Origin of the sequence: Desulfoscipio sp. XC116, from assembly GCF_039851975.1 — a bacterium.
GTDB lineage: Bacteria > Bacillota > Desulfotomaculia > Desulfotomaculales > Desulfallaceae > Sporotomaculum.
This window is the reverse complement of the sequence record NZ_CP156660.1, coordinates 3,151,985-3,165,881: the sequence shown is the minus strand read 5'-3', so window position 1 is coordinate 3,165,881 and position 13,897 is coordinate 3,151,985. Positions and strand designations below refer to the sequence as shown.

Sequence of the window (13,897 nt, the reverse complement as noted above, 5' to 3'; positions counted from 1 at the left end):
ATAAGGGAAAAAATAAATGTTCTGGTAGATCAAAATGCACTAAATATAACCGAGGAGGTTCTGGATATAAGCCGGAAGTTGGATATGTTTATAATGAATTATTATTATACTTTGCGAAAGAGAGATAAATTGTAAATAAAGTAAATCAGTAGAGAGACGGATACGCAAAGCGTAAGTCTAAAACAAGAATTGCCTTGATAGTTGGGATGCCAATAGATGGGAATATGGGTTAAGGAACTAAATTCTATATAGAAGCATTGCTGTAGCTTAAACCATATAACAACTTAAGGTAGGCAGCTTGTATACTGCTTACTTTTTTTATTTCCATGCCACCATTCTTTTCCCTTTGGAGAGGCCGATTGTAACAGGATTCATCGGTATTCTTCTAATCATGATATGTAATCGGTGTCCATTGTTATCTCATTGCCAATTTTATTTGCTTACTGATATAGGCGCCTTGGAATTCGGTGATTTGATCTGCTTAAAACGAATGCAGCACAAAAGGGATAGCTGACAGCCTTTGATACGGATAGCGTTAGCCCAAAGGAGTTGCCATCAGACCAATTACTCTTCTCATTGTACCTTGTGCATAGAATTGTGAAAAATGCGGCTGGTGCTGTGTTCCGGTTCTAAATTTATAGTAGCAAAGGAGCTGGTAATATGTCTGGATATTTTACAAAGAATGATGTCTATGATAAAAATGGGGTATTGCTACTAAGTAAAGGTCAAAAAATGACGGATGAAACTATTACAAGGCTAAGAAGACATGGAGACTATAAACAGGAAGAGCTGGTTGATTTTAATAGCAGGCAAAGTGTCATTCTTACTCCGGTAGCCAAGGAATTAGGAGTGAGAATGAACATCCGAGATGATCGCCTTCTGGAGCAGCCTAATAAGATATTAAGTACTATAATATTTGAGTCTAAAACTAAGCCCTGGTGGATTTATGTCAACGCTTTGAGTAATTACGTGGACTGGCTATATACACATTCGATTGATGTTGCCATGATTTCGTTGATGATGGCTGTGGAGTTGGGATACAGCGGTGAAGAACTTTTTAATATAGGGTTGAGTGCACTATTGCATGATGTAGGCAAGCTGCTAGTGCCAAAATCTATCATACAAAAACCTGGAAATTTAACCGGTATGGAAACTTCATGTATCAGACAGCATTGCGAGTTGGGTATGAGTTCTCTTGAAGGATTTGATTTCCCAAAGGAATATGCGGATATTATTATGCAACATCATGAGCGACTCGACGGAAGTGGATATCCAAAAGGCCTAAAGGGAGAAGAAATATGCCACAACGCCAGAATTGTAATGATTGCCGATGTTGTTGATGCAATAACATCCTTTCGGCCTTATAGGCAGCCACGGAATATGGACGCTGCGATAAGAGAACTAAGAAATGGCAAAGAAAAATATCCTCAAGAGTTAATTTATTTGTTGGAAAAAATATTGGAATAATGTTGGCTGTGTTATTTGCTGCCGCATCCAGTATAGATAGACTCTAAGATTGGATTATCGGCAAATCCGGCATGGTCCAGGGCGCATGCCAACGCGTAGTTTAGCTCCCAGACTTTTTGCCACTTGTTTTGCTTTTCCTATTTAAATTGAGCTATTTCCTGCTCCAGTTCCTCATGCAGGGCGTAATTGCCAGTGGTCAGCCGCGACCCGCCAGCCCCTGAGCCCCAGCTCTCAACGGCTTTCTTCGCGGTCTCTTTAACCTCCGGGTGCTCGGTCAGTCCTAAGTAATTGTTGGATGATAGAAGGATGCACTCTTTTCCTTCTATTACTGTCCTGGGAGACTGGGGTCCGTCAAGGCGTTGCGTCTGCCGAAAAAGGTTTTTGCGATAAAGTTCTTTTAGCTCATTTACCATAAACTTCATAACTTGGTTCCCCCAGTATTACTCTATTGTCAACCTCATTATAGAAAATGGTTTACATTTATGATAATATAAAAACACCGTATTGTTAACCATAATTTTAAAAAAAGTGAGCAAGACATGAAGTTGTTAGGTGAATTGGGATATAAGGCTGGGTTGTGGAATGAGTAAAGGTCTTTTTGTCACAGCAACCGGTACGGATGTGGGCAAGACATTTGTGACTGCACTTATCGTTAAAAAACTGCGTGATGCAGGATACAGCGCGGGTTATTATAAGGCTGTACTAAGCGGGGCGGAGAAAAAGGAAAATGGACTTTATGCCGGTGATGCCGATTACGTAAGCCGGGTCGCGCGCATTGACGAGGACATGAAAAACCTTGTTGCTTATGTCTACGAAAATGCCGTTTCCCCGCACCTGGCAGCCCAAATTGAGGGAAATCCCGTGGAGATGCATGTTGTAAAAGCAGCATATGAAAAAGCGGCATCCCAATACGACTATTTGACAATGGAAGGCAGCGGGGGTATTATGTGCCCTATTCGTTACGACAGTACGTCACAAATTTTTCTTGAAGATGTTATCAAAGAGTTAAACCTAACCACTATCCTTGTTGCCGATGCAGGACTTGGCACGATCAATTCTGTTGTACTTTCAGTGGAATATATGAACCACCGCAATATCCCAGTGAAAGGGATTATCTTCAACCATTTTCACGGAGGTAACGTGATTGAATTAGACAACAAGAAAATGGTTGAGGAGATTACGGGGATCCCTGTGATTGCCTTGGTGAGAGAAAACGATGCGGAAATAAATATTGATGCGGACATTCTTGCCGCATTATATGAATAGGTGGTTGGAAATGAATCTAGTTGAAAGGGACTTGCAATATATCTGGCATCCTTGCTCCCAGATGAAAGATTATGAGGAACTAAAACCAATTATCATCGACCACGGTAAGGGTGTTTATTTATATGACAAAGACGGCAAGGAATATATTGACATTGTTAGCTCATGGTGGTGTAATCTGCTGGGACACTGTAACCCAAAGATCAATGAATTCATCAAAATTCAGTTAGATAAGCTGGAACACGTGATTTTTGCCAACTTTTCCCACGAACCGGCAATCACTCTGTGTGAACAGCTTATGGGCATTATTCCAAAGGGACTTTCCAAGTTCAACTTTTCGGACAATGGCTCTGCGGCCGTGGAATGCGCGCTGAAGATGAGTTTTCAGTATCAATACCAAACGGGTCATATGCAAAAGACAAAATTTATGTGTTTGTCCGAGGGCTATCACGGCGAAACCATTGGGGCCTTGTCGGTAGGCAGCATGGATTTGTATGCAAAAATATACAAACCTATGCTGATGGATACTATCCGCATAGAGGCCCCGGACTGTTATCGCTGCTCTTATGATAAATCCCGGGACAATTGCAATTGTGAATGCTTTGAACACGCTGAAAAGGCATTTGCTGAATATGGAGAAGAAACTTGTGCTATGATTGTTGAGCCGCTTTTGCAAGGTAGTGCCGGTATGCGAATTTATCCGCCGCTGTACCTTAAAAAGCTTCGGGCACTTTGCAATCAATATGGTGTTTTGCTGATAGCGGATGAAATTGCGACGGGATTTGGCAGAACAGGTAAAATGTTTGCTTTTGACCATGCCGGTATTAGTCCTGATATTATGTGTATTTCGAAGGGGCTTACCGGCGGCTATATGCCAATGGCGATCACAATCACAACTGATGAAATATACGATGCGTTTTATGCGGATTACTCTGCAGGTAAAGCTTTTATGCACAGCCATACATATAGTGGCAATCCCCTTGGTTGTTCAGCCGCGCTCGCCGTTCAGAAAATTCTCCGCGAAGATAATATTATTGAAACGGCAGTAACTCGTGCTAAGCATTTAACTAATCAGTTAAAACAAACACTGCTTGACCATCCGAACGTGGGTGAAATTCGCCACATAGGCCTCATTAATGCTATAGAATTGGTTGCCGACAAGCATACCAAAACAGGCTTTGATAACAACCTTAGAATGGGATATCAAATTTACAAAAAGGCACTCGCAAACGGTTTGATTTTAAGACCGCTTGGTAACGTGTTATATTTTAATCCTCCGCTTATCATAAACGAAGAGGAAATTGACAAAGCAGTGGATATTTGTGCCAGCTCTATTTCGATGATTATCGATAGATAGTGGATTTTCACTAATGCGAACGTTATCTATTAAATGAACAAACTATTAGACATTTTGGCAGGTAGTATCGAATCGTACCTTTGGCGTTTTTTCGGGCTACCAATAAATACAAGAGAATGGTATATTAATATTTACAATTAGAAATATCAAATCAGTAAACTATTTGAAATAAAATAAATAAATGGTAGTGGTCTATGTGCAAATTTCGCAATTCGTTTGGGATGAGAATATTATTGAGCATATTGCCGGACATAATGTTACGCCCGAGGAAATAGAAGAAGTTTGTTTCGGTTACCTGCTAATCATAAAAAGCAAACAAGCTGCCAAAGGTATTAACCCTATTTACTATGTTCTCGGTCAAACCGATTCCGGCAGACATCTCTTTATTGTGATAATTTATTTTAAACAGGGCCGGCTATGGTGATTACCGCAAGAAACATGGAGCAGGGCGAGAGAAAACGCTATCAAAGGAGATTTACAAAATGAGTCGGAAAAATAAAATCCCCGATTTCAAAACAATTGAAGAGGCAAGAGAATTTTGGGATACACATTCCCTTGCCGACTTTACTGATGAAGTTGAAGTAGCCAATGATGTTCAGTTTACCAAGCGAAATAACCTGTTAATTCCCCTCGACCTGGAAAAAGAAGACCTGAAACGTCTGCGTATAATCGCCGGCCAAAAGGGATTAAGGCTAAATGACTTAGTCACCCGCTGGATTAAAGAGCAACTTCGCAGTATTTAATAGCATAGAAAATCATTTTATGTCCTTTAATTAACAAAATGCATCTTTTGCCAAGAAATAAACTTAAGATTAGGATGGCAAGGATATGCCGAACATAAAAAGTTATTATACTTTCAGGTTGTTCGACCGGCGGTAATATAGGTAATATACCCTTCGGTTCCATTTACCCGAATTCGTTGTCCATCTTTGATCAGTTTGGTGGCATTTCCCACCCCGGCAACTGCCGGTAAGCCATATTCACGTGCGATAACCGCTCCATGGGTCATCAGTCCACCGACTTCGGTGACCAAGCCTTTTATGGATGTTTTGTTTTAGCTCTTCTAATGATGTTTCACTACCCTTAATCAAATCGGAAACGATTGTCGGATTGTTTTCGATTTGTGTTCTAAAACCCGCGGGCGATATAACTTTATTACTTTTACGGGACTCAGTTCTTTTTTATTTGGCGACAATTTTATAAAATCTCCTCGCTCTATGATGGTCATGAGCGCGTCTTTCATAAGCGGATCGTGTTGTTCCATAGTAGCTAATAAAATTTCTCTGCTGTCGGGTGAAGCCAGCATATGTGTGACATCAACAAACAATCTTCCACCAGCTTTGCGCATGGGTGCATTTGTTGTTAGCAGGAAAAAAGACATTCCCAACGGTTTCATAGGATCGGTCATCATTTGTTGATGCCCAATGGATACATAAACATGATTTTCTTGGGTTTCTGCTTCGGGGATGGGGTATAAAGCAGTGATCGGCCGACTCTGGACAATATAAAATGTATCATCAGCCAAACACCATTCGATTTCCTGGGGGCAGCCGAAATGTTCTTCGATCTTTCTGCCTATGCGCGTGAGGCTCAAAATCTGCTCATCCGTCAGCGCTTGCCTATTCTGCCGCTCCGGCGGGGTCTCCTGTTCTTTCGTCCCGCCGTCTTCTAAGGCATAAATAGCCAGCTTCTTGGTAGATATCCTCTTATCTATAATCTCTCCGTTACGCACTTTATAGATATCAGCATTCACTAGACCGGAGACCAAGGCCTCACCAAGTCCGAAGCCGGCATCAATAGATAATACCTTTCTGTTGGAAGTGAGGGGATCGGCAGTAAACATAATTCCTGCCGCCTGTGGTACATTTACAATTTTCTATGTTAAAATTAAAGTAGGAAGAATCAATTTTCAAATAAGTAAACCTATCTGCCCAAGCTCTATGAAAAAATAAAAGTCTGACTGACATTGCTTGGACCGGTACGGTGCACTCCGGGATCTGAATGCTGTTGAGCTTCTATCTCGATGATGATTTTCGGACGGTGAACCTGACCATGACCTAAACGTGTTGTGAGCTCTATTTTGACGAATGAATAATTTTACCGGGAACTTACTTCGGTCACTTATCTGGATTTGATTCCATTTCCCGGAATTGGTATGATAAAAAAATCTATCTGTATGACTCGGGAGGAGGCGTGAGGAGGTATGGAAAGAAAGCGGACCATCGTCTGGGATGATCCTCAGATAAACAAAAGGGATGCGGTGTCATCCATTTCTGGATTGGATTATTTGAGGGCCATAAGGGATGGTAAAATCAGCCCGCCACCGGTTGCAAAACTGATCGGGTACCGGATCAAGGAAGTTGACCATGGCTTTGCGGTATTTGAACTTCGTCCTGGAGAGCACCACTATAATCCTTTTGCCACCGTTCATGGGGGAATTCTTTCCACGCTGCTGGATACTACAATGACCGCCGCGGTGCTTACAACGCTTCCACAGAACATAACCTGTTCGACGGTTGAGGTTAAAGTGAATTTTATCAAACCAGTCAGTGCTGAAAGTAAACTGGTGCGCTGTGAGGCCAGGACCATCCATATCGGAAGAAAACTAGCCACTGTTGAAGGACGCATAAAGGGCGGAAATGATGAATTATATGCTCACGGGGTGAGCACTTGCTTGATTTTCAAAGTAGGGTAACCCAAAACTGACCTTATTCATTGACCCAAAGTCTGTAATTATTACGGATCAGGCGCTAAGGGAAAAATGACCGTACGAGGATGTCAAAGCCCTGATGGTTTTATTCATTACAACTAAAATTATAGGAACGTTGTTAGGACAGGTGATATTTTTGCCGGCTGTAAAAATTATAGCAGGTTTTTATTAATTAATCACTTTATGCGGGACAACATCTCCCGTCGGGTAACCATGCACGCGTTGCATGTTAAGATACAGATAATTACTTACATTGTAAAGAAGATGATTTTATGAAAATCGCTGGCTTATTATTAATAATAACCGGTTTACTAATAATTGTACTGTATAGCAATTACCTTTATAAGGATTACTTCCAAAAATATATGAAAAATGAACGCAAGACAACTAAATACATATATATATTTACTGAATTTGTATCTTTCTCACCTTATTCAATAGCAATTGTACTACTTTTAGCAGGATTTTTATTAATTTTATACTAAGCTCCGGCTTACAAAGGAAAAGTACTGAGAATGTAAAAGATAAGCAAAGATATGCTTAGTTGGTTATCACAGAGAATAAAGTGGACTGATAAAAGGAGAAACGATATGAGCAGTACAGAAGAAGAGATCCGGCGCCGGCTATTCGAGCTGCGGGATATGAAATACAAAGAGTTTGCGTGCAAACTTATGCCGACGGTGAATCCGGAAACCGTGATCGGCGTTCGTACGCCGGATCTGCGGAAGCTCGCCCGGGAGTTTTCTAAAACCCCGGCGGCTTCGGAGTTTCTCAAAATCCTGCCGCACGCATATTACGAAGAAAATAACCTGCACGGCTTCTTGATTGAAACGATCAGGGATTATGATGCCGCTGTTGCCGCCGTTGACGAATTCCTGCCCTATATAGATAACTGGGCGACCTGTGACCTGATTTCACCGAAGATATTTAAAAAGCACCTGCCCAAGCTCTATGAAAGAATCAAAGTCTGGCTGATATCCGGCCGGACCTATACGGTGCGCTTCGGGATTGGAATGCTGATGAGCTTTTATCTTGATGACGGTTTCCGGCCGGAGATGCCTGAGCTTGTGGCGTGTATACGGTCGGAAGAATATTATGTAAACATGATGATCGCCTGGTATTTTGCAACGGCATTGGCCAAACAGTACGAAGCGGCTTTGCCGTACATTCAGGAACAGCGTTTGGAGAAGTGGACGCACAACAAAACTATCCAGAAAGCGATTGAGAGCTATCGGATCGGTGACGAAGCAAAGGCGTATTTGCGGACGCTGAAAGTAAAATAAGGCCGGGATTTCAAACTGCGACGGAAATTCTAATTTTGCTTTTCTTTTTGTGGACGGTTACAAGTAAATGAAATAAGTAAACTGCTTTACAGAATTAATGATTTTTTAATAAAAATAAAAGTTGCCGTTAATATAGGCAACTAAAGATTAATACTTTTGTTCATATGAGATTATGCCTTGTTGTTGTAAGTACCTAAGGGATTCATGCAGCTCTGTAAGGCTGATACCAGTCCAGACAGCGAGTTTGTAGCAAGAGATATCGGTTAGGCCATCAGGCTTGTCTTCGCAGATAAACAGGTTTAAAAGTATTTTAACTGTTTTACCGATAGGGCTGTCAGCCTTGACTTCAAATAACAAATTCTGCATCAAATTTATCTGGCTGACCATTTTTTTTATTTTGGCATCTAATTATTTTTGGTCTGCGCTGAACTTGGGGTAATCAAATTTTTCTTTGATCATGCCACCGCCCCTACACGGCTTCGATTGCATTAGTAAGTTTATCTCTGTTTATAAGAATAAATTGGTGTCCCTTGGTGGTAATAGCCCCATCTTGCTTCAAGTCGCCCAGAACATTAGTCACCATGACCCGCGAGGCGCTAACCAGTGAAGCTGTATCCTGATGAGTCAGGTTGATATCGATAACGGTTCCTTCGGGAGAAGGTTTTCCATATTCACCGGCTAATCTCAGCAGCATGGCCGAAATTCTGCCTTTTACATCTTGAAAGGCAATGCCGGCAACCTTAGCGGTGTAATTATTCAATTTGCCTCCCAACAATTGGATTATCTTAAGGGCGGTTTGCGGGTTTTGCAGTAAAATGGCGAAGTGTTCTTTATTGCAGGAGCAAATGAAGGTGTCTTCCATTGCCTGAGCATTCATAGAATGGCAGGCATTTTCTTCAAAAAAAGTATTTTCACCGAAAATATCATCTTCTTTAAGGATATCAAGGGTAATTTCTTTGCCGCTTTCCGAAACTTTGAAAAGCCTGATTCGTCCGTATTTGATCAGGTAAATGGTATGTGCGATTTCCCCGTCTCGAAAAATTATTTCATTTTTACGGTAGACTTTTTTCCCGGCCAGCGCACCGATTTTTTCCTGCTCGATAAAATTAAGAGTGGCAAACAGGGCTAACTCTTTCATACACTTGATTTTAGACATAATTTTTCACCCATTCAATAGTTGTTTTAATAGTCTGCGCAAATTGTCCAGGTCCACTGCCATAGTTTCCACGGGTACTTGGGCATAGTCATAAAATTCAAGCAGAGTCATGTCATCGATAGGTACTATCCCAGTATCCAAAAGTAATATACGATCGTAATAACCAAAATTTTGCCTTGCATCAACAGCGTCCCAACCTAGTCCTTCCATAAAGATATTGCGCCAGTTTTTAAGCCAACCGCTGGTAAGGTAAAAAGTTTTGGCTTCCGCATCCAGCTCCGCCATTTTTTCTCCCAGAAGCATTTCGATACAACTTTTAGCCTTGATCACCCGTCCACCGTGCTCTTCCGCTATTTGCTCCATATCGGGGTGACATTGGTTTCCTATAATCAGCGAGATATTGTTTCCAGCTATTTCGCGCAAATTATTAGTTACAGATTGGGCCAGCTTATCCAGGTCGACGTGTAAAGCTGCGTTGATATAAGTAATATCTATATTTTGTTCCCTCAGCAGATGTTCCAACTCGTGACGCATTATGGCGCAGCATAATAATTTCTTAGACAAATTGTTCTTACCCCCTGCCATTTTTACTATAGCATAAAAGTATATAAGTTTTGGTGCAGTAAAATAGTTTACATAAATTTATTGTTTTTGCACAGGCTTTGCACTATCAACCAGTGTCAGCATCCTTGCAGATGCCGGCTATTTCTTTTGCGTCAGCCATGCACAGAGGCATCGATTGTTCTAATTAAAAGTAAAAAGACAGGAATTTTTCCTGTCTTTATTACGAATCTTAATTTTAGCTTTTCTTCTTATGGACGGTTACAATCAATACTCCCAACAAAATTAGTGTTCCGCCAATGTAGAAATTTAGATCCAAATGTTCCTTAAGCAGTAACCACCCCAAAAATGATCCGACTAACGGCTGGAAAAAGAAAAACAGCGAGCCAATGCCGGCATCCATCAGTTCCAGTCCTTTATTCCATAAAAAGAAAGCGCCGGCAGTTGATACTATACCTATATAAAGAACTCCCAAGACAGTTAAAGAATTAACAGCTTGAATGTCATACGCTGCAAGCTCCCAAAACATGAATGGCGTAGTAAAGAGCAGGCCGAATAAAATGGCATAAGTTGTGATAGTTAAAGAGGAATGTTTGTAGGACGCCACTTTAACGTATACAGACAGCAATGCCCAGGTTATTGCAGCACCTACTAAAATGACGCTGCCCCAAAAATAATTCCCCAGGTTGGGACTCCAACCTACAACGATTAATACACCGGTGGTGGCTATTGCAAGCGAGACAATCTTGCGTACAGTTAGGGCTTCTTTTAAGACAAACCGGCCAAAAAAAACAATAAAGGCCGGTGTTGCCGATGTGATCAGAGCACCGGTATGGGCATCGGAAAGTTTGGTGCCCATAAATTGGAAAGAGATAGAGACAAAATAACCGATAAAGCCAATCCAGCTTAAGAGCAGCCAATCTTTTTTTTCTAGTTTGGCAGCTGTTTTAGTTTTACGCTGTGCTATTTTTAGAATTGCGTATAATAAAGCAAACGCAATGACATATCGCAGCCAGACCAGCGTAACCGGTGGTATGAAATCAAGTACATATTTACTAACAACATACATGCCGCCCCAGATACTAGCCGCTAAAGATAAACATATTGCTCCGAATAGCGTATTTCTCACTATTTATTACCTCCGCCATATTTAATGAGATTTTTATAAACAAATCTCTAAGACGGGGCAGTTTTAGAACTTGACTGTTCATCCCCGTCCTAGGAATGAACAGTGGGTTGATCGTTTTCAAACAAGTCGAAGAAATACATTTCAATTCCCCTTTCTAGTTATAGTAAAGAATATTGTTTAATTATAACATAAATAAACAGGATTATATTAAGCTAACGTGTAGGCGATAGCATTAATTGTACTGGGATACGGCGGCGATGGGGCGTAAGTATGGCTAATTAATTATCCAGCAGCGCCGGCACATCGGGAAAATGCTCCAGGGCTTTGCGCAAAATGTCCAGTACTTAGGCTACTCCGTAATTGACCATCGATACTAGCGGCCATCATGCGGGATAATATTTCTACCGATTAATCAGGCAGGCGCTGCAGTGGACTATCAGCTTGTAATTCTCCAGGTCGGAGGGCATTTCGATGCCACTGGACCAGTGAAAATCAGTCCCACAACCAATTTCTTAAAAAACTGTATTCTTAAAGTGTATTTTTTTGAAGGAAATTAGGATCATTTGGCGAATTAACGCATTATCAACTAGTGCCAGCATCTTCGTGAATGCTGGCATTTGTTTTTTGTCGGCCAAGGATAGAATTTACTTCAGGTAGTTTATATATTCAATTATGTCTATAATGGGAAGTTTGCAAAATAGTAGATGGTATGGCCAGAAAGTAAAGAACGCAAACCTTTTATAAACCAAGACGGTAATGTCCTTGCAAAGGAGACCCAACTATGCAGAATGAAAGAATTACTGTTTTTTTAGATACAAACATATTCCTTAAGGCATCGTATAATTTTCAAAATGGAAAACTGGCCACTATAAGACGTTATTGCGATGAAGGATTCATTGATCTAGTTGTCAGTTCGGTTGTTTGCAGGGAAGTTGAGACCCATATAAAGAAAGACCTAGAAGAATGCTACGGAAAAATCAAGCACTTGCTGTCAGAACGGCGACTTGTTGCTTTAAGAAGTGAGCCTGATTTTTCCCGTTTTTTGGCCTTTTTATCCACTGAAACGATGGTTGAAAAGGTACTTAGTCAGTTCTCTGATTTTTTAGAGGACACGCACTGCACGATAATTGGCACTGGTGCTGTTCAAGTTGAAAACGTACTATCTGATTTGTTTGCCATGCGTCCACCATTTGAAACAAAAAAACAGGATGAATTTAAGGATTCAATTATTCTTTATTCGCTACGCGATTACCAGCGAGCCTTATCAATACCGATATGGGCGGTTAGTGATGACACAGGCTTTCGCAAGGCATTAGAAGGAGATATTAATTTTCTACTTTTTACTTCAACAGAGGATATGCTAAACAAAGTGAATGCAAAGGTTAAGGCTGATCAGTATATTAAAATAAAAGAATATATCAATGAGCAAAACGGAATGCGATATATTGTGAATCGGCTGGAAGAAGTCTTATTTGATGCGGCTGTTTCACCAGATATAGACTTATTTGATGATGCGCAGGTTATTGCCGTCGATTCAATAAAATACAGATTGGATACTATTGACGAAATTGACAATGAAATGGCAGTTGTTTCGATGGAGGCTGAATGTAATATCAATATTAGTTACACTTTTTTTGATGAGGAAAATTCCGTCTATGATACCATAGATCATGAATATGCCTATCAGCATATTGGGGAAGTCAACGAGGAGCATTTGGTGCGTTTTCCTTTTTGCATTTTATTGAGCCTATTCGACGATACAATAGATATAGATAAGATTGATGTAGAAGATGGGAGGCTTCTCCTATCGCTTGACGAGGAGACATTGATTAAAAGCGAACGGGTTGACGATATCTCCTTTAATGGTCCCGACGAAGAATGGATAGGTTATATGACATGCCCAACTTGTGGATGTCAAATCACGTTTAAAAATGACGGTGGAAATGTTTTTTGTAGTAAATGTGTGCAGGATTAGATAATACCAGCATCCATCTACAAAAGGTTTCAGATTATAGTATAATGAGAAATAAACAGTTCGAAATTCACATTACAAACGCTCTATAAAAGGAGATTTTGATATGGATCAAAATCAAAACATTCCTAAATATTTGTATCACTATACTAATGTTGACTCTCTTGCTTTAATTTTGAAAAACAAAACAATTCGCTTGAATTCCTTAGATAAAATGGATGACCTGCAAGAGCAAATGTCTGTAGATAAACAGAATTTTGGCAGGTTTGTCTTTGTGAGTTCATGGACTGCCGAGGAAGCAGAAAGTATTCCAATGTGGAGAATGTATACGCCTAAACAAAGAGGTGTTAGAATAAAACTTCCGATAAATCCTTTTGTAGACTACCACCCTACATTAGGCGAGGTGGCGAAGTATACCAATAGCACTTTCGTAGGGGACGGGGCGACACAATCTAATTTGAGGACAATTATTCCAACATCTGAAGTGTTTAATGGAGAGTTTTTTCTAACGAATTATGCGATAAATACCCAGTTGTTTGAAGTAAAGTATACTGACGACGATAGTTTATTAAAGCCAACAGTACTTAAAATTGTTGATGATAAATTTTTTATCACATTAAGTGACATAGGAATATATAAAAACAAATACTGGGATTTTCAAAAGGAATGGCGTTATCGGTTAATGTTTTTACCCATATCTGCACCAAAACTTATGCAGGAACACATGCAGGGTCTAAATACTGAGATGGCAAAACTGCAATTGCGAACTATGACTGGGCAAGCCGCACTTCCGTTTAGCCACTATGACCTGAAAATTCGAGATGAAAGCTTTGACAGTATAAGTATTATGCTTGCACCGGATATATCAGAAAGTTCCAAAGTATTTGTCGAACTATTGGTAAAAAAATACTGTTCGTATTGTACTATTAATGAAAGCGTATTAACTAATCTTATACAATAAATGAATTGTTAATTGAAGTTCGATACTTCAATATTTCA

General features: G+C 40.3%; 14 protein-coding genes, 2 pseudogenes and 1 riboswitch. Of the genes and pseudogenes, 10 read left to right on the top strand and 6 right to left on the bottom strand.

The annotated features are described in order from the left end of the window. Nucleotides 1–129: 129 nt before the first annotated feature. Nucleotides 130–214, top strand: a riboswitch (cyclic di-GMP riboswitch). A gap of 446 nt (nt 215–660) precedes the next feature. Beyond that, the gene (locus ABDB91_RS15145; protein WP_347488533.1) at nt 661–1,467 is read left to right on the top strand and encodes an HD domain-containing phosphohydrolase; all 807 of its coding nucleotides are present in this window, start codon (nt 661–663) and stop codon (nt 1,465–1,467) included. Between the two features lie 137 nt (nt 1,468–1,604). On the opposite strand, the gene ABDB91_RS15140 is transcribed toward ABDB91_RS15145, so the two are convergent. Beyond that, complete coding sequence (locus tag ABDB91_RS15140) at nt 1,605–1,889, bottom strand: aminotransferase class I/II-fold pyridoxal phosphate-dependent enzyme (protein ID WP_347488532.1); 285 nt, start codon at nt 1,887–1,889, stop codon at nt 1,605–1,607. 160 nt (nt 1,890–2,049) lie between these two features. Between ABDB91_RS15140 and bioD the strand changes: the two genes are divergently transcribed. The 4 genes from bioD (at nt 2,050) to ABDB91_RS15120 (ending at nt 4,830) form a co-directional block, all read left to right on the top strand. Then, entirely contained in the window at nt 2,050–2,733 is a 684-nt protein-coding gene (gene bioD / locus ABDB91_RS15135; protein WP_347488531.1) for a dethiobiotin synthase, read from the top strand. 10 nt (nt 2,734–2,743) lie between these two features. Beyond that, nucleotides 2,744–4,087 carry an adenosylmethionine--8-amino-7-oxononanoate transaminase gene (bioA, locus tag ABDB91_RS15130; RefSeq protein ID WP_347488530.1) on the top strand — a complete coding sequence of 448 codons (1,344 nt, stop codon included), beginning with the start codon at nt 2,744–2,746 and terminating at the stop codon, nt 4,085–4,087. 196 nt (nt 4,088–4,283) lie between these two features. Next, entirely contained in the window at nt 4,284–4,511 is a 228-nt protein-coding gene (locus tag ABDB91_RS15125) for a hypothetical protein (protein ID WP_347488529.1), read from the top strand. 58 nt (nt 4,512–4,569) lie between these two features. Next, complete coding sequence (locus ABDB91_RS15120; protein WP_347488528.1) at nt 4,570–4,830, top strand: CopG family antitoxin; 261 nt, start codon at nt 4,570–4,572, stop codon at nt 4,828–4,830. A 113-nt stretch (nt 4,831–4,943) separates the two neighbouring features. Here the strand turns inward: ABDB91_RS15120 and ABDB91_RS15115 are convergent, their stop codons facing one another. Then, nucleotides 4,944–5,096, bottom strand: a complete 153-nt coding sequence (locus ABDB91_RS15115) for a PEP-utilizing enzyme (RefSeq protein ID WP_347488527.1) — start codon at nt 5,094–5,096, stop codon at nt 4,944–4,946. Between the two features lie 28 nt (nt 5,097–5,124). Then, nucleotides 5,125–5,948: pseudogene (locus ABDB91_RS15110) on the bottom strand (PEP/pyruvate-binding domain-containing protein); the annotation flags it as partial. 342 nt (nt 5,949–6,290) lie between these two features. Here ABDB91_RS15110 and ABDB91_RS15105 point away from each other — a divergent pair. From ABDB91_RS15105 to ABDB91_RS15095, 3 genes and pseudogenes are all read left to right on the top strand, one after another. After that, the gene (locus ABDB91_RS15105; RefSeq protein ID WP_347488526.1) at nt 6,291–6,782 is read left to right on the top strand and encodes a PaaI family thioesterase; all 492 of its coding nucleotides are present in this window, start codon (nt 6,291–6,293) and stop codon (nt 6,780–6,782) included. Nucleotides 6,783–6,789: 7 nt separating this feature from the next. Continuing rightward, a pseudogene (locus tag ABDB91_RS15100) lies at nt 6,790–6,969 on the top strand (DUF2837 family protein); the annotation flags it as partial. Between the two features lie 418 nt (nt 6,970–7,387). Further along, nucleotides 7,388–8,080, top strand: a complete 693-nt coding sequence (locus ABDB91_RS15095) for a DNA alkylation repair protein (protein ID WP_347488525.1) — start codon at nt 7,388–7,390, stop codon at nt 8,078–8,080. Nucleotides 8,081–8,549: 469 nt separating this feature from the next. Here the strand turns inward: ABDB91_RS15095 and ABDB91_RS15090 are convergent, their stop codons facing one another. From ABDB91_RS15090 to ABDB91_RS15080, 3 genes are all read right to left on the bottom strand, one after another. After that, nucleotides 8,550–9,236 carry a Crp/Fnr family transcriptional regulator gene (locus ABDB91_RS15090; RefSeq protein WP_347488524.1) on the bottom strand — a complete coding sequence of 229 codons (687 nt, stop codon included), beginning with the start codon at nt 9,234–9,236 and terminating at the stop codon, nt 8,550–8,552. Between the two features lie 6 nt (nt 9,237–9,242). After that, the gene (locus tag ABDB91_RS15085; protein WP_347488523.1) at nt 9,243–9,800 is read right to left on the bottom strand and encodes a DUF1638 domain-containing protein; all 558 of its coding nucleotides are present in this window, start codon (nt 9,798–9,800) and stop codon (nt 9,243–9,245) included. Between the two features lie 235 nt (nt 9,801–10,035). Then, the gene (locus ABDB91_RS15080; RefSeq protein WP_347488522.1) at nt 10,036–10,926 is read right to left on the bottom strand and encodes an EamA family transporter; all 891 of its coding nucleotides are present in this window, start codon (nt 10,924–10,926) and stop codon (nt 10,036–10,038) included. Nucleotides 10,927–11,707: 781 nt separating this feature from the next. On the opposite strand from ABDB91_RS15080, the gene ABDB91_RS15075 reads away from it, so the two are divergent. After that, entirely contained in the window at nt 11,708–12,901 is a 1,194-nt protein-coding gene (locus tag ABDB91_RS15075) for a PIN domain-containing protein (RefSeq protein WP_347488521.1), read from the top strand. Between the two features lie 103 nt (nt 12,902–13,004). After that, complete coding sequence (locus ABDB91_RS15070) at nt 13,005–13,859, top strand: DUF2971 domain-containing protein (RefSeq protein ID WP_347488520.1); 855 nt, start codon at nt 13,005–13,007, stop codon at nt 13,857–13,859. Nucleotides 13,860–13,897: the final 38 nt, after the last annotated feature.